At 68.2% G+C, this 14,195-nt stretch carries 14 protein-coding genes; 6 read left to right on the top strand and 8 right to left on the bottom strand.

From position 1 onward, the window contains the following. The first annotated feature begins 138 nt into the window (after window positions 1–138). Window positions 139–963 carry a type I methionyl aminopeptidase gene (map, locus tag AC57B8_RS25160; RefSeq protein WP_062471267.1) on the top strand — a complete coding sequence of 275 codons (825 nt, stop codon included), beginning with the start codon at window positions 139–141 and terminating at the stop codon, window positions 961–963. A 22-nt stretch (window positions 964–985) separates the two neighbouring features. Continuing rightward, complete coding sequence (locus AC57B8_RS25155; RefSeq protein WP_062471264.1) at window positions 986–3,595, top strand: [protein-PII] uridylyltransferase; 2,610 nt, start codon at window positions 986–988, stop codon at window positions 3,593–3,595. A gap of 24 nt (window positions 3,596–3,619) precedes the next feature. Here AC57B8_RS25155 and AC57B8_RS25150 read toward each other — a convergent pair whose 3' ends face one another. Then, window positions 3,620–3,964, bottom strand: a complete 345-nt coding sequence (locus tag AC57B8_RS25150; protein ID WP_056580768.1) for a hypothetical protein — start codon at window positions 3,962–3,964, stop codon at window positions 3,620–3,622. A 53-nt stretch (window positions 3,965–4,017) separates the two neighbouring features. Then, a complete protein-coding gene (locus AC57B8_RS25145) occupies window positions 4,018–4,650 on the bottom strand; it encodes a response regulator (protein ID WP_496481082.1) in 633 nt (210 codons plus the stop codon). A 198-nt stretch (window positions 4,651–4,848) separates the two neighbouring features. On the opposite strand from AC57B8_RS25145, the gene AC57B8_RS25140 reads away from it, so the two are divergent. The 3 genes from AC57B8_RS25140 (at window position 4,849) to AC57B8_RS25130 (ending at window position 7,300) form a co-directional block, all read left to right on the top strand. Continuing rightward, window positions 4,849–5,091 carry a helix-turn-helix domain-containing protein gene (locus tag AC57B8_RS25140; protein WP_062471259.1) on the top strand — a complete coding sequence of 81 codons (243 nt, stop codon included), beginning with the start codon at window positions 4,849–4,851 and terminating at the stop codon, window positions 5,089–5,091. Window positions 5,092–5,214: 123 nt separating this feature from the next. Next, a complete protein-coding gene (pgm, locus tag AC57B8_RS25135; protein ID WP_496481081.1) occupies window positions 5,215–6,870 on the top strand; it encodes a phosphoglucomutase (alpha-D-glucose-1,6-bisphosphate-dependent) in 1,656 nt (551 codons plus the stop codon). Between the two features lie 16 nt (window positions 6,871–6,886). Then, complete coding sequence (locus AC57B8_RS25130) at window positions 6,887–7,300, top strand: PPC domain-containing DNA-binding protein (RefSeq protein ID WP_496481080.1); 414 nt, start codon at window positions 6,887–6,889, stop codon at window positions 7,298–7,300. Here the strand turns inward: AC57B8_RS25130 and AC57B8_RS25125 are convergent. The 3 genes from AC57B8_RS25125 to AC57B8_RS25115 are packed head-to-tail and all read right to left on the bottom strand — an operon-like array spanning window position 7,255 to window position 10,348. Further along, complete coding sequence (locus AC57B8_RS25125) at window positions 7,255–8,313, bottom strand: amino acid ABC transporter permease (RefSeq protein ID WP_496481079.1); 1,059 nt, start codon at window positions 8,311–8,313, stop codon at window positions 7,255–7,257. The two genes, AC57B8_RS25130 and AC57B8_RS25125, sit on opposite strands and share 46 nt — an antisense overlap. After that, the gene (locus AC57B8_RS25120; RefSeq protein ID WP_496481078.1) at window positions 8,310–9,308 is read right to left on the bottom strand and encodes an amino acid ABC transporter permease; all 999 of its coding nucleotides are present in this window, start codon (window positions 9,306–9,308) and stop codon (window positions 8,310–8,312) included. The genes AC57B8_RS25125 and AC57B8_RS25120 overlap by 4 nt, the downstream gene beginning before the upstream one ends. After that, window positions 9,305–10,348, bottom strand: a complete 1,044-nt coding sequence (locus AC57B8_RS25115; RefSeq protein ID WP_496482241.1) for an amino acid ABC transporter substrate-binding protein — start codon at window positions 10,346–10,348, stop codon at window positions 9,305–9,307. The genes AC57B8_RS25120 and AC57B8_RS25115 overlap by 4 nt, the downstream gene beginning before the upstream one ends. A 179-nt stretch (window positions 10,349–10,527) precedes the next feature. Here AC57B8_RS25115 and AC57B8_RS25110 point away from each other — a divergent pair, with 179 nt between their 5' ends. After that, on the top strand, window positions 10,528–10,917 hold the full coding sequence (locus tag AC57B8_RS25110; RefSeq protein WP_062471245.1) for a DoxX family protein: 390 nt from the start codon (window positions 10,528–10,530) through the stop codon (window positions 10,915–10,917). Between the two features lie 20 nt (window positions 10,918–10,937). Here AC57B8_RS25110 and def read toward each other — a convergent pair whose 3' ends face one another. From def to ligA, 3 genes are all read right to left on the bottom strand, one after another. Beyond that, entirely contained in the window at window positions 10,938–11,477 is a 540-nt protein-coding gene (def, locus tag AC57B8_RS25105) for a peptide deformylase (protein ID WP_070060694.1), read from the bottom strand. Between the two features lie 32 nt (window positions 11,478–11,509). Further along, complete coding sequence (locus AC57B8_RS25100; protein ID WP_492734589.1) at window positions 11,510–11,956, bottom strand: hypothetical protein; 447 nt, start codon at window positions 11,954–11,956, stop codon at window positions 11,510–11,512. A gap of 119 nt (window positions 11,957–12,075) precedes the next feature. Then, a complete protein-coding gene (gene ligA / locus AC57B8_RS25095) occupies window positions 12,076–14,172 on the bottom strand; it encodes an NAD-dependent DNA ligase LigA (RefSeq protein WP_496481077.1) in 2,097 nt (698 codons plus the stop codon). Window positions 14,173–14,195 lie beyond the last annotated feature (23 nt).

Raw genomic sequence — 14,195 nt, 5'->3', positions numbered from 1 at the left:
TTGGGGTGCGGGCTGCGTCACGGTCGATGGGGCCTCGGGGGGCGCGTTGGAAATCAAGGAATCGAGGCGGATGGCCGCTGACTGGGGTCATCCGCGTTAACCCGGAATTTTAGCTTGCCGAATGGGATAATTCGGGGCATGAGCATTACCTACAAAGACGCCGCAGGCATCGAAGCCATGCGGGTCGCCTGCCGCCTCGGGTCCGAGGTGCTGGACTACCTCACGCCCTTCATCAAGCCCGGCATCACGACCAACGACGTGGACCGCCTGGCCGCCGAGTACATGGTCAAGCAGGGCACCACTTCGGCCACGGTGGGCTACATGGGCGCCAGCAGCGTGCCGTTCCCGAAGTCGCTGTGCACCTCGGTGAACCACGTGGTGTGCCACGGCATTCCCAATGACAAGCCCCTGAAGAAGGGCGACATCATGAACGTCGACGTCACCGTCATCAAGGACGGCTGGTTCGGCGACAACAGCCGCATGTTCGTGATCGGCGACGCCTCCATTGCCGCCAAGCGCCTGTGCAACGTCACCTTCGAAGCCATGTGGCACGGCATCCTGCAGGTGCGCCCCGGCGCCCACCTGGGCGATGTGGGCCATGCGATCCAGAAATTCGCCGAGGGCCAGGGCTTCTCGATCGTGCGCGAGTTCTGCGGTCACGGCGTGGGCCAGCGCTTCCACGAAGAGCCCCAGGTGCTGCACTACGGCCGCCCGGGCACCATGGAAGAGCTCAAGCCCGGCATGATCTTCACCATCGAGCCGATGATCAACGCCGGCAAGCGCGATGTGAAGGAAGACTTCAAGGGCGGCCAGTACGACGGCTGGACCATCGTCACGCGTGACCATTCGCTGTCGGCCCAGTGGGAGCACACGGTGCTCGTCACCGAGACCGGCTACGAGGTGCTGACGCTCTCCGAAGGCAGCCCGCCGCTGCCGGCCTTCGTCACCTCCACCAAAACCTGACGCGCCCCAGCGCGCCCCCGCCGTGATCGAAGCAGCCAAGATCGACGTGGCGACGCTGCGCGAAGCCTATCGCGCGAAAAAGCTCGCCCTTTTCGACACCCTGCGCTTCGCACGCGCGCCCACCCGCAGCGTCCACACGGTGCTGCGCCAGCTCTCGGCGCTGGCCGACCAGACGCTGACCGCGCTGTGGAACGAGGCCGGCTTCGGCGACGCCTTCGCGCTGGCCGCGGTGGGCGGCTACGGGCGCGGCGAGCTGTTTCCGTACTCCGACGTCGACGTGCTGCTGCTGCTGCCGCCCGAGGGCCAGGACAGCGGCGTCGAGCCGGCCCGCATCGAGGCCTTCATCGGCCAGTGCTGGGACGCCGGCCTCGAGATCGGCTCCAGCGTGCGCACGCTCGAGGAGTGCCTGGACGAGGCCGCCAAGGACATCACGGTCCAGACCTCGCTGCTCGAATCGCGCCTGATCACGGGCGACAAGAAGCTCTTTGCGGCCTTTCGCCGCCGCTTCACCCAGGCCATCGATCCGCAGGCCTTCTTCGTGGCCAAGTCGCAGGAAATGCGGCACCGCCACCAGAAGTTCGACAACACGCCCTACGCGCTCGAACCCAACTGCAAGGAATCGCCCGGTGGCCTGCGCGACCTGCAGACCATCCTCTGGATGAGCAAGGCCGCCGGCTTCGGCAGCCGCTGGGACGACCTGGCCAAGAACGGCCTGGCCACGCCCTTCGAGGCGCAGCAGATCAAGCGCAACGAGGCCCTGCTCTCGCTCATCCGCGCCCGCCTGCACGTGATTGCCAACCGCCGCGAAGACCGGCTGGTGTTCGACCTGCAGACCGCCGTGGCCGCGAGCTTCGGCTACGAGAGCGAGTCGCAGCGCAAGTCGAGCGAGGCGTTGATGCGTCGCTACTACTGGGCGGCCAAGGCGGTGTCGCAGCTCAACCAGATCCTGCTGCTCAATATTTCCGAGCGGCTGCAGCCCATCGACGAGCAGCCCACGACCATCAACGAGCGCTTCTACGAGCGCGCCGGCCTGATCGAGATCGCCAGCGACGACCTGTACGAGCGCGAGCCGCACGCGGTGCTCGAGACCTTCCTGCTGTACCAGAAGACCATCGGCGTGAAGGGGCTGTCGGCGCGCACGCTGCGTGCGCTGTACAACGCGCGCCATGTCATGGACAGCAAGTTCCGCAACGACCCGGTCAACCACGTGACCTTCATGCGGATCCTGCAGCAGCCCTACGGCATCACGCATGCCTTCCGGCTCATGAACCAGACCTCGGTGCTGGGGCGCTACCTGCGCGTGTTCCGCAGCATCGTGGGGCAGATGCAGCACGACCTGTTCCATGTGTACACGGTCGACCAGCACATCCTGATGGTGCTGCGCAACGTGCGCCGCTTCTTCATCGCCGAGCATGCGCACGAGTACCCAGGCTGCTCGCAACTCGCGGCCGGCTGGGACAAGCCCTGGATTCTTTACGTCGCCGCCCTCTTCCACGACATCGCCAAGGGCCGCGGCGGCGACCACTCCACGCTCGGCGCGCGCGACGTGCAGCGCTTCTGCAAGCAACACGGCATTGCGCGCGAAGACGCCAAGCTCATCGAGTTCCTCGTGGCAGAGCACCTGGTGATGAGCCAGGTCGCGCAGAAGCAGGACCTGGGCGACCCCGAGGTCATCGGCGCTTTTGCCAAGCGCGTGGGCAACGAGCGCTATCTCACGGCGCTGTACCTGCTGACGGTGGCCGACATCCGCGGCACCTCGCCGCGCGTGTGGAATGCCTGGAAGGGCAAGCTGCTCGAGGACCTGTATCGCTTCACCCTGCGCGCCCTGGGCGGTCGCATGCCCGACCCGGACGCCGAGGTCGAGGCCCGCAAGCGCGAAGCGCTGGTGCAGCTCGCCCTGCACGCCCAGCGCTTCGAGGCGCACAAGGCGCTGTGGGACACGCTCGACGTCGGCTACTTCATGCGCCACGACGCCACCGAGATCGCCTGGCACGCCAAGCAGCTGTCGCGCTTCGTGCCGCCGAAGAACGTACCCATCGATCCGAAGGCCCTGCCCATCGTGCGCGCGCACCTGTCACCGGTGGGCGAAGGGCTTCAGGTGGTGGTCTACACACCCGATCAGTCCGACCTGTTCGCGCGCATCTGCGGCTATTTCGACCAGGCGTCGTTCAGCATCCTGGACGCCAAGGTCCACACCACGAGCAACGGCTACGCGCTCGACACCTTCCAGGTGGTGACGACCTTCCAGCCCGACCACTACCGCGACCTGATCAGCATGGTCGAAACAGGCCTGGCGCAAACGCTCACCGAGGCTGGCGCCCTGCCCGCCCCCAGCATGGGGCGCGTGTCACGCCGGGTGCGCAGCTTTCCGATCAAGCCGCGCATCAGCCTCGTGCCCGACGACAAGGCGCAGCGCTGGCTGCTCAGCATCTCGGCCAGCGACCGCGCGGGGCTGCTGTATTCGGTGGCACGCGTGCTCGCGCGGCATCACCTGAACCTGCAGCTGGCGAAGGTGACGACCCTGGGCGAACGGGTGGAAGACACCTTCCTGATCAGCGGGCCGGAACTGCAGGGCCAGAAGACGCAGCTGGCCATCGAGACCGACCTGATGGAGGCGCTGGCCTCCCAGTGAGGCCGCTGAATGGGCGTGTGCGGCTCAGCCGCAGTACGCGCCGAGGATGCGACCCGTGGGATCGACCTGCGCGTTGAGCCGCGTCGCATCCTGCGCCGGGTCGGCCGGTGCCGTGGCCGGTACGGTGCGGGCGGTTTTCGCGCCGGCGCGCTGGCGCATTTCTTCCAGCAAGGGGCGCGTCGCCTGCATGCCCAACGCAAAGCGCACTTCCGGCGCCTGGCAACTTTCGGGTGGCGGCGCGAAGCTCGGCGGCGCCGGCACTTCGGAGGTGAGCGGCCGGTCCTTGGGCGGGGCCTCGCAGCCCGCGAGCACCGCAGCCAGGGCCGCAGCCGTCAGAAGAAACCCGTGCCGGCCAAACGTCATGCGCATCTTGTCTTGCTCCTTGAAACCAGCCTGAAGCTTAGCCGCCCGCGGAGGCCCGCTCATGACCCCTTGCGCTGCAGCGGCGACAACAGCCCCAGGCGGATGCCCGTGATCACGGCCTCGGTGCGATTGTGCACACCCAGTGCCTGGAACAAGGTGCCGATGTACTCCTTCACCGTGTGCTCGGACAGGCCGAGCTCGCGCGCGATCGACTTGGTCGGCAGCCCGCGCGCCAGGCCGTGCAAGGTGTCGGCCTGGCGAGGGCTGAGTGTCGGCCTGGCGGTGCTCTTCGACCCCAGGTGCAGGATTTCCTGCGGCAGGTAGACCTCCCCCGCCAGCACGGTCTCGAAGGCCTGCTTCAGGAAGTCGGCCGGCATGCTCTTGGGCACGAAGCTCATGGCGCCCGCCTCCAGGCAGCCACGGATGATGTCGACATCCGTCGATGCCGACACCACCACCGCCGCGATGTCGGGCGCCGCCGACTTCAGGCGCACCAGCGCATCCAGACCGTACTCGCCGCGCAGTTCGAGATCGAGCAGGCAGATCGCCAGGTCGGGGTGGCGCAGCGCCAGGGCGCAGGCCTCGTCGACCGTGGCGGCTTCGAAGATTTCGGCACTGCGTTCCATGCTCTCCAGCAGCATGCGCAGGCCCGCGCGAAACAACGCGTGGTCGTCCAGCGTCATCACTTTCATGGCACACCCCCTTCGGCCTTTCTGGCCGATATGCACCCTCATTCTGACGCTGGCGCACACGGGTGCAGCCGCCGCGCGTCGGAACTAGATCACCCTCCATGCAAAAAACTACCAGCCCCTGCGAAGGAGGGGTTGGGTGCCTGGCGCGTTTCGAGGAAATTCAGAGCCGACCGCTGTTGTCGCCAAAGGGGGCCGACCATGAACGCCAGTTTTCAAGACCGCCTGATCTCGCTTGTCGCCGGATCGCAGCCCCAATGGAAATCCGAACTCGCCCGACAGTGCGGCGTCAGCGCCCCCACCGTGATCCGCTGGCTCACCGACCGGCACAGCTGCGCAGGCACCCTGCACCTGCATGCGATCGCCGCGTACTTCGAGGTGCCGGCCCGGTGGCTGGCTACGGGCGACGGCCCGGAGCGGGTCCGCACGCGGCGCTCACATTGAAAGGGTTGTAAGCGGACTTCTGTGAACGGGCGCGCAGGCGGCAAGCCGGTCCCGCCCATGGCGTATGCTGAAAGGCCGCGCACGGCACCGCCGGCGCGCTCCCTTTCATCACCCGCTTTCGACATGAGCACCTCTTCCCATCCCCTCGCGGGCCAGCCGGCCCCGTCTGATCTGCTGGTGGACGTGCCGCGCCTCGTCTCGGCCTACTACACCGGTCGCCCCGACCCGGCCGTGCCAAGCCAGCGCGTGGCCTTCGGCACCTCGGGGCATCGCGGCTCCTCGTTCGACGACGCCTTCAACGAATGGCATGTGCTGGCCATCAGCCAGGCCATCTGCGATTACCGCAAGCAGCAAGGCATCGACGGCCCGCTGTTCCTGGGCATCGACACGCACGCGCTGTCCACGCCCGCCTTCGCCAGCGCGGTCGAGGTGCTGGCGGCCAACGGCGTCGAGCTGATGCTGTCGAAGGACGACGAATACACGCCCACGCCGGCCGTGTCGCACGCCATCCTGGTCTACAACCGCGGACGCACCAGCGGCCTGGCCGACGGCATCGTGATCACGCCTTCGCACAACCCGCCCGAGAGCGGCGGCTTCAAATACAACCCGCCCAACGGCGGCCCCGCGGGCACCGACATCACCTCCGCCGTCGAAGCCGCCGCCAACCGGATGCTGGCGAACAAGCTCGAAGGCGTGAAGCGCATGCCGCTGGCGCAGGCGCTGAAGGCGTCCACCACGCACCGCCACGACTACCTCAACACCTACGTCGAAGACCTGGCCCAGGTGCTCGACATGGACGCGATCCGCGGCGGAACCATCGACCTCGGTGTCGATCCACTGGGCGGTGCCGGTGTGCGCTACTGGCCGGCCATTGCCGCGCGTTACAAGCTCCAGCGCCTGAACGTGCTGAGCCAGGCGGTCGACCCGACCTTCCGCTTCATGTCGCTCGACTGGGACGGCCGCATCCGCATGGACCCGTCGTCGCCCGACGCGATGCACGGGCTGGTCGCGCTGAAAGACCGCTTCGGCATCGCCTTCGCCTGTGACACCGACCACGACCGCCACGGCGTGGTCACGCGCAGCGCGGGCCTGATGCAGCCGAACAACTACCTCGCGGTGATGGTCGACTACCTCTTCACGCACCGCCCGCACTGGCCAGCGCAGGCGGCCGTCGGCAAGACCGTGGTCAGCAGCCGCATGATCGACCGCGTGGCGGCGCGGCTGGGCCGCCCGCTGTACGAAGTGCCGGTGGGCTTCAAGTGGTTCGTCGACGGGCTGGTCGACGGCTCGCTGGGCTTCGGCGGCGAGGAAAGCGCGGGCGCCACCTTCCTGCGCCACGACGGCAGCGCGTGGACCACCGACAAGGACGGCATCGTGCCCGCCCTGCTCTCGGCCGAAATCGCCGCACGCACGGGTCGCGACCCCGGCGAGCGCTTCACCGAGCTGACGCAGGCGCTGGGGCGCCCCGTGTCCGACCGCGTCGACGCGCCCGCCACGCCCGAGCAGAAAAAACGCCTGTCGGCCCTGTCGCCGCAGCAGATCACCTCGACCACGCTGGCCGGCGAGAAGATCGAGAACGTGCTGAGCCACGCCCCGGGCAACGGCGCGGCCATCGGCGGCGTGAAGGTCGTCACCGAGAACGGCTGGTTCGCCGCGCGGCCGTCGGGCACAGAGAACATCTACAAGATCTACGGCGAGAGCTTCCTCGGCGACGACCACCTCGCGCGCATCCTCGGCGAGGCGCAGCAGGTGGTCGACAAGGCGCTGTCGGCGAGCTGACGCGAGGCAACAGCGCGTGGACACGCTGGTGCTGCGTCTGCAACCGGGCGACGACCTGCGCGCGGCGCTCGACGCCGTGCTGAAGCAACCCGGCATCGGCGACGCGGCCTTCGTGGTCTCGGGCATCGGCAGCCTGCGCGGCGCGAGCATCCGTTTCGCGGGCGCCGAGACGGTGACGCGGATCGAAGGCGACCTTGAAATCCTCACGCTCGCCGGCACGCTGTCACCCGATGGCTCGCACCTGCATCTCAGCGTGTCGGACGGCACCGGCCACGTGTCGGGCGGCCATGCCACGCCGGGCTGCGTGGTGCGCACCACGGCGGAGATCCTCGTGGCGGTGCTGCCCGAATGGCACTTCTCGCGCGAGCCCGATGCGCAGACCGGCTACGCCGAGCTGGTGCCCAGGCGCCGCTCCAGCCAGACGCTGTAGCGCGACAGCCCGAAGCACAGCAGCCAGTAGACAGCTGCCACGAACAGGTAGCCCTCGAGGTAGAACGGCCGCCAGACCGGGTCGCCGCCCAGCGCCAGCCCGAGCGCGCCGGTCAACTCGAACAAACCGACCACGGTGACCAGCGAGGTGTCCTTCAAGGTGCCGACCACGCTGTTGGTCAGCGCGGGCACGACGAGGCGCAGCGCCTGCGGCAGCACGATGTCGCGCTGCACCGGCCAGCGGCCAAAGCCCAGCGCCATCGCCACCTCGGTCTGCCCACGCGGCACGGCCTGCAGGCCGCCGCGGATGATCTCCGCCAGGTAGGCCGCGACGAACAGCGTGAGGCCCATGAGCACGCGCACCAGCACGTCGGGTTGCCAGCCCGCGGGCCACAGCAGCGGCAGCAGGAACGAGGCCATGAACAGCACCGAGATCAGCGGCACACCGCGCACCAGCTCGATGTAGCTCGCGCTCAGCGTACGCACCACGGGCCATTCGGAGCGCCGCCCCATCGCGAGCAGCAGTGCCAGCGGAAAGGCCAGCGCCAGCCCGACCACCGCGAGCCCGATGGTGAGCGGCAGGCCGCCCCAGCGGCTGGTCGGCACCGTGCTCAGCCCGGCCACGCCGCCGTGCATCAACCCGACGAACAGCAGCAAGGCCACGCTCCACAAGGGGGCCAGCCACCAGCGCCAGCTGCGCGGCCAGGCGCTGAGCACGGTCACCGCCGACAACACGACCACCGCGACAGCCGGGCGCCATTGCTCTTCGTACGGAAAACGCCCGAAGAGCATGGGCCGCCACTTCTCGGCCACCACGCCCCAGCAGGCGCCGTGCTGCACCGCGCGGCAGGCGTCGGCGTCGGGGCGGAACACGGCGTGCACCACGCCCCATTCGAACGCGTGGAAGCCGGCCCAGGCCAGCAGGCCCAGCAGCAGCACCGTGGCCAGCGCACGCAACGGCGAACCCCACAGCTCGCTGCGCCACGCGATGGGGCCTTGCGCGACGTTTCTCATCGCCAGCCTCGCAGCGCGACGCGCGCGTTGTAGCGGTTCATGCCGAAGGAGATCACGAGCGACAGCAGCAGGTACACCGCCATGATGATCGCGATGCACTCGAAGGCGCGCCCGTTCGAGCCGATGGTGGTGTTGGCCACCGACACCAGCTCCGGATAGCCCACGGCCACGGCGAGCGACGAGTTCTTGGTGAGGCTCAGCAGCTGGTTGGTGAGCGAGGGCACGATCACGCGCAGCGCCTGCGGCAGGATCACGATGCGCAGCTGCTGCACCGACGACAGGCCCAGCGCCTGCCCCGCCAGCACCTGCCCCTGCGACACCGAGAGGATGCCCGCGCGCACGATCTCGGCAACGAAGGCCGCCGAGTACAGCGACAGCCCGGCGACGATGGTCACGTACTCCGGGCTCAGCGCGGCGCCGCGGCTCACGCCGAAGTCACCGCGCTCGGGCCATTCGAAATGCGTGGGCCACCCGCCGCCCTCGCCCGCCACGGGCCAGGGCACGCTGAGGCCGCCCTTGCTGAGCCACACGCCCGGCAGCAGGTGCACGGGCTCGGTCGGATCGGGCAGCAGGTTGGCCATCGCGAACGCCAGCATCAGCAGCTGCACCAGCAGCGGCACGTTGCGCAGCAGTTCCACGTACGCGGTGCAGATGCCGCGCAGCAGCACGTGCGGCGCGAGCCGGCCGATGCCGATCAGCGTGCCGAGCACCACCGCGAAGACGGCCGCCGGCACAGCCGCGCGCACGGTGTTGATCAGGCCCGCGAGGAACGCGCGCCACGACGGCTGGCTGGCGTCGAAGTCGAGCCAGCCCTCGCTGATCGAGAAGCCCGCAGGCTCGGTAAGAAAGTCGAAGCCCGAACGCACGCCGCGTGCGCGCAGCACCTCGAGCGCATGGTTCACCACCCAGAAGGCACCGGCCACGACGGCCAGCACCAGCAGGGCCTGCACGAGCCAGGCCAGCCAGGCGCCGCGGCGCGAGGCCTGCCGACTCATCGAACAGGAGGTGCGTAGATCAGGCCGCCCTTGCTCCACAGATTGTTGGAGCCGCGCGGCAGCTTGAGCACCGACTTCGGTCCGACGTTGCGCTCGAACATCTCGCCGTAGTTGCCCACGGCCTTGATGGCGCGGTACGACCAGTCCTTGTCGAGACCCAGCAGCTTGCCGAGGTCTTCGCCGGCGCCGAGCAGGCGCTGCTGCGCCGGGTCCTTGCTGCCGGCCTTGAGCTGGTCGGCATTGGCCTGCGTGACGCCGAACTCTTCCGCCTCGATGAGCGCGTTGGGCACCCACTTGGCGATGGCGAACCACTCGTCGTCGCCGCGACGCACCAGCGGCGCGAGCGGCTCCTTGGAGATCAGCTCGGGCAGGATGAGGTAGTCGTCGGGGTTGGGCGCTTCCTTGTTGCGCAGGCCGGCCAGCGCCGAGGCGTCGGTGGTGAAGGCCTGGCAGCGGCCCGAGAAGAAGGCCTTGAACGAGGCCTCGAAGCTCTCGAACACGACGGTCTTCACCGGGATGTTCTGCGCGCGGAAGTAGTCCGACACGTTCTTCTCGTTGGTGGTGCCCGACTGCGTGCAGATGGTGGCGTTCTTGAGCTGCTTGGCGCTCGTCACCTTGAGCTTCTTGGGCACCAGGAAGCCCTGGCCGTCGTAGTAGGTGATGGTGGTGAAGTTGAAGCCCAGCGAGGCGTCGCGTGTGAGCGTCCAGGTGGTGTTGCGCGCGAGGATGTCGATCTCGCCGGCCTGCAGGGCCGAGAAGCGCTGCTGCGAGTTCAGCGGCACGAAGTCGACCTTCTTGGGATCGCCCAGCACGGCCGCAGCGATGGCGCGGCAGGTGTCGACGTCCAGGCCCGACCAGTTGCCCTGCGTGTCGGGGGCCGAGAAACCGGCCACGCCGTTGGTCACGCCGCACTTGACGGTGCCGCGCTGCTTGACCGCGTCGAGCGTCTTGCCGGCGAAGGCCGGGGCCGCGGCGGCCAGCGCGAGAACGCAAGCGGTGGCGAGCAGTGCCGGGCGGAATCGGGTGCTTGTCTTCTTCATCATCATTGGTGTGTGCTCCTCAACAGTAGGCAAAAGGCAGTGTACGGGGCGATGCAGGCCGACGACAAAGAACCCTGCGTTGGATACATATGTCGAACGGCTTCCCGACGGCAGGCCGGTTTGCCTCGCAGTTTCACTACCATACGGCCCTTTCATCACTCCCAAACAGGAATCACACCATGGTCAAGTCCGACGACACCGGCAAGCTCATCCTGCGCGTTGCGCTGGGCATCCTCATCCTGCTGCATGGCATTGCCAAAGTCGGCAAGGGCGTCGACGGCATCGGCGGCATGCTCGCGTCGCACGGCGTGCCCGCGGTGCTGGCCTACCTGGTCTACGTGGGCGAGATCCTGGCGCCGGTGCTGCTGATCGTCGGCCTGTTCACGCGGCCCGCCGCGCTGGTCGTGGCCATCAACATGGTGGTGGCGATCTGGCTGGCCCACCGCAAGGACCTGGGCGCGCTGAACGGGCAAGGCGGCTGGGCGCTGGAACTGCAGGGCATGTTCCTGTTCGCGGCGATCTCGCTCGCGCTCACGGGTGGCGGGCGCTTCGGGCTCAACAACAAGTAAGCGAAGAGGCGACTGGCGAATCAGTCGTCGTCGGCCGCATCGAGGCCTGGGAACAGGACCTCGGTGTAGCCGAAGCGCGAGAAATCGCGCACCCGCATCGGGTACAGCTTGCCGAACAGGTGATCGACTTCGTGCTGCACCACGCGCGCATGGAAGCCGTCGGCGGTGCGGTCGATCGGGTCGCCGTACAGGTCGAAGCCCGTGTAGCGGATGTGGGCGAAGCGCGGCACCACGCCGCGCAGGCCGGGCACCGACAGGCAGCCTTCCCAGCCCTCTTCCTCTTCATCGCCCAGCGGCGTGATGACGGGGTTCAGCAGCACGGTGCGTGGCACTGGCGGTGCGTCGGGGTAGCGTGGATTGACGGTGTCGGTGCCGAAGATCACCAGTTGCAGGTCGACGCCGATCTGCGGCGCCGCAAGGCCGGCGCCATTGACCGCCTGCATGGTCTCGAACATGTCGCGCACCAGCAGGTGCAGTTCGTCGGTGTCGAAAGCGGCGACCGGCTGCGCGGTGCGCAGCAGCCGGGGGTCGCCCATCTTGAGAATTTCGCGGAAGGCCATCGCGCGATTATCGCGAGAGCCTCAGGTCACGATCAGGGGATACCCCCTTGGTTGTCCTTCGAGTCCGGCGAGGTCCACAGCCGTGCAGGGCCGCGGGGCATCTGCTGCGGATGCGAGGGCGTGATGCCGGGCACGCCCCCCCCGCCGGGTCGCACCGGCGGCACCACGGCAACTGGCGGACGGCCACCGCCCCAACCCGGGCGGGTCGTCGGGTACGAGGGTCGCACGCCGGGGTACGGGTAAGCCGGCCGACGGCCGTCGTAATAAGGACGGCGGTCGTAGTACGGGCGACGGTTGTCGTAGTAGCCGCCACCCTGGATGTAGACCGGCGCCGGCACCACCACGGGCCCCGGATCGGAGTAGTACGGTTCGGAATAGCCGCCGGAGTAGTACGGATCGCCAGGAACGGCCACGCAGCCGCTCAGCAGCGCGATGCCGCCGAGTGCGAGGCTGGTAGCGAGAACACGAATTTTTTGCATGAGAGACTCCTTGTCGGCCTTCTGTGATCGTTCAACGCCCGCTTGTAGACCCTGTTGACTGCGCTGGTGTGAAGTCGCGTAACGGCCGGTAAGGGCCTCGGCCCCGGGCGCCGGTCGATTCAGGCGTCGGGCGCCGGCGGAACACCGCTGGCGAGGATCTCCAGCATACGCGCCTCGTCGATCACCGTGACGCCGAGGTCGCGCGCCTTGTCCAGCTTGCTGCCGGCCTCTTCCCCGGCCACGAGGTAGTGGGTCTTCTTGCTGACGGAGCCGGCCACCTTGGCGCCGGCTGCCTCCAATTTATCCTTCGCTTCGTCGCGGCCCAGCGTAGGAAGGGTGCCGGTGATCACGAAGGTCAGTCCCGCCAAAGGCTTGGGCGCACGGGTTTCGGGCTCGAACTCTTCCCAGGTCAGGCCGCAGGCGCGCAGCTGCTCGACCACCTCTCGGTTGTGCGGCTGGTCGAAGAAGGTGCGCAGGCTCTGGGCCACCACCGGGCCGACGTCGTTGACCTCGAGCAGCTGCTCCTCGGTCGCGTCCATGATGGCGTCGAGCTTGCCGAAATGCTTGGCGAGGTCTTTCGCCGTGCTCTCGCCGACGTGGCGGATGCCCAGGCCGAACAAAAAGCGCGGCAACGTGGTCTTCTTCGAGGCTTCGAGCGCATCGACGAGGTTCTGGGCCGACTTCTCCGCCATGCGGTCCAGGCCCGCCAGCGTGACGAAACCGAGCTTGTAGAGGTCGGGCAAGGTGCGGATCAGGTTGGCATCGACCAGCTGTTCGACCAGCTTGTCGCCCAGCCCGTCGACATCGACCGCGCGCCGCGCCGCGAAATGCAGGATGGCCTCCTTGCGCTGCGCCGCGCAGAACAGGCCGCCGGTGCAGCGGTAGTCGACCTCGCCCTCCTCCCGCACCGCCTCGGAATCGCACACGGGGCACTTGTGCGGCATGGTGAAGACCGCGCCGCGCTGGTCATCGGGCTTGGCCAGGCTGTCGGGCGCCACGCCCACCACTTCGGGAATCACGTCGCCGGCTCGGCGCACGATCACCGTGTCGCCCACGCGCACGTCCTTGCGGCGGGCTTCGTCTTCGTTGTGCAGCGTGGCGTTGGTCACGGTCACGCCGCCCACGAACACCGGTGCCAGCTTGGCCACCGGCGTGAGCTTGCCGGTGCGGCCCACCTGGATCTCGATGCCGACCACCTCGGTCAGCTGCTCCTGCGCCGGGTACTTGTGGGCCACGGCCCAGCGCGGTTCACGCGAAACAAAACCCAGCTGCCGCTGCAGCTCCAGGCTGTCGACCTTGTAGACCACGCCGTCGATGTCGTAAGGCAGCGCATCACGCTGGCGGCCGATGGCTTCGTGAAATGCTATCAATTCAATAGCGCCAGTCGCCCGCACGGTCTGCGTGGCCACCGGAAAGCCCCAGGCGTGGAACTGCTGCAGCCAGTCGAACTGGGTCGCGATGTCGGGGCCGCCTTCGGTCGCGGGCGAAACCTCGCCCAGGCCGTAGGCAAAGAAGCTCAGCGGGCGCTCTGCCGCGATCGCCGGGTCGTGCTGGCGCACCGCGCCGGCCGCCGCGTTGCGCGGGTTGACGAACACCTTCTCGTTCTTCTGCCCGGCGGCGATCTTCTGGCGCTGGCGCTCGTTGAGGGCATCGAAATCGGCGCGCTTCATGTAGACCTCGCCACGCACCTCGACCACGGGCGGGGCGGCGCCCTTGAGCTTGAGCGGAATCTCGCGCACGGTGCGGATGTTCTGCGTGACGTCCTCGCCCACCTCGCCGTCGCCGCGCGTGGCGGCCTGCACCAGCACGCCGTGCTCGTAGCGCAGGCTCATGGCCAGCCCGTCGAACTTGAGTTCGCAGACGTAGCCGATCTGCGGCGCGTCTTCGGCCAGGCCCAGCTCGCGGCGCACGCGTGCGTCGAAGGCGCTGGCGCCGGCGGGCGTGATGTCGGTCTCGGTGCGGATCGACAGCATCGGCACCCGGTGGCGCACCTTGGCCAGGCTGTCGAGCACGGTGCCGCCCACGCGCTGCGTCGGCGAATCGGGCGTGCGCAGTTCGGGAAACTCGGTCTCCAGCACCTGCAGGCGCTGGAACATCTTGTCGTACTCGGCGTCGGGCAGCTCGGGGGCGTCGAGCACGTAGTAGAGATGGGCGTGGCGATGCAGCTGCTCGCTCAGTGCGGCGGCTTCGCGTGCCGCTTCGTCGCGCGTTGTCATGGGGGGTCCCTCGGGAAAAAGAC

It is taken from the genome of Variovorax sp. BGA-UO-ETr-C22 (genome assembly GCF_059567965.1).
Note: the sequence above shows the minus strand (reverse complement) of the source record. Positions and strands in the feature narration are given on the sequence as shown.

What these genes read in the sequence shown, in the direction of transcription:
- def (WP_070060694.1), bottom strand. Translation starts at nt 11,477, where the DNA reads ATGGCCTTCCGCGAAATTCTCAAGATGGGCGACCCCCGGCTGCTGCGC.
- AC57B8_RS25125 (WP_496481079.1), bottom strand. Translation starts at nt 8,313, where the DNA reads ATGAGAAACGTCGCGCAAGGCCCCATCGCGTGGCGCAGCGAGCTGTGG.
- AC57B8_RS25110 (WP_062471245.1), top strand. Translation starts at nt 10,528, where the DNA reads ATGGTCAAGTCCGACGACACCGGCAAGCTCATCCTGCGCGTTGCGCTG.
- AC57B8_RS25145 (WP_496481082.1), bottom strand. Translation starts at nt 4,650, where the DNA reads ATGAAAGTGATGACGCTGGACGACCACGCGTTGTTTCGCGCGGGCCTG.
- ligA (WP_496481077.1), bottom strand. Translation starts at nt 14,172, where the DNA reads ATGACAACGCGCGACGAAGCGGCACGCGAAGCCGCCGCACTGAGCGAG.
- AC57B8_RS25120 (WP_496481078.1), bottom strand. Translation starts at nt 9,308, where the DNA reads ATGAGTCGGCAGGCCTCGCGCCGCGGCGCCTGGCTGGCCTGGCTCGTG.
- AC57B8_RS25100 (WP_492734589.1), bottom strand. Translation starts at nt 11,956, where the DNA reads ATGCAAAAAATTCGTGTTCTCGCTACCAGCCTCGCACTCGGCGGCATC.
- pgm (WP_496481081.1), top strand. Translation starts at nt 5,215, where the DNA reads ATGAGCACCTCTTCCCATCCCCTCGCGGGCCAGCCGGCCCCGTCTGAT.
- map (WP_062471267.1), top strand. Translation starts at nt 139, where the DNA reads ATGAGCATTACCTACAAAGACGCCGCAGGCATCGAAGCCATGCGGGTC.
- AC57B8_RS25150 (WP_056580768.1), bottom strand. Translation starts at nt 3,964, where the DNA reads ATGCGCATGACGTTTGGCCGGCACGGGTTTCTTCTGACGGCTGCGGCC.
- AC57B8_RS25115 (WP_496482241.1), bottom strand. Translation starts at nt 10,348, where the DNA reads ATGAAGAAGACAAGCACCCGATTCCGCCCGGCACTGCTCGCCACCGCT.
- AC57B8_RS25140 (WP_062471259.1), top strand. Translation starts at nt 4,849, where the DNA reads ATGAACGCCAGTTTTCAAGACCGCCTGATCTCGCTTGTCGCCGGATCG.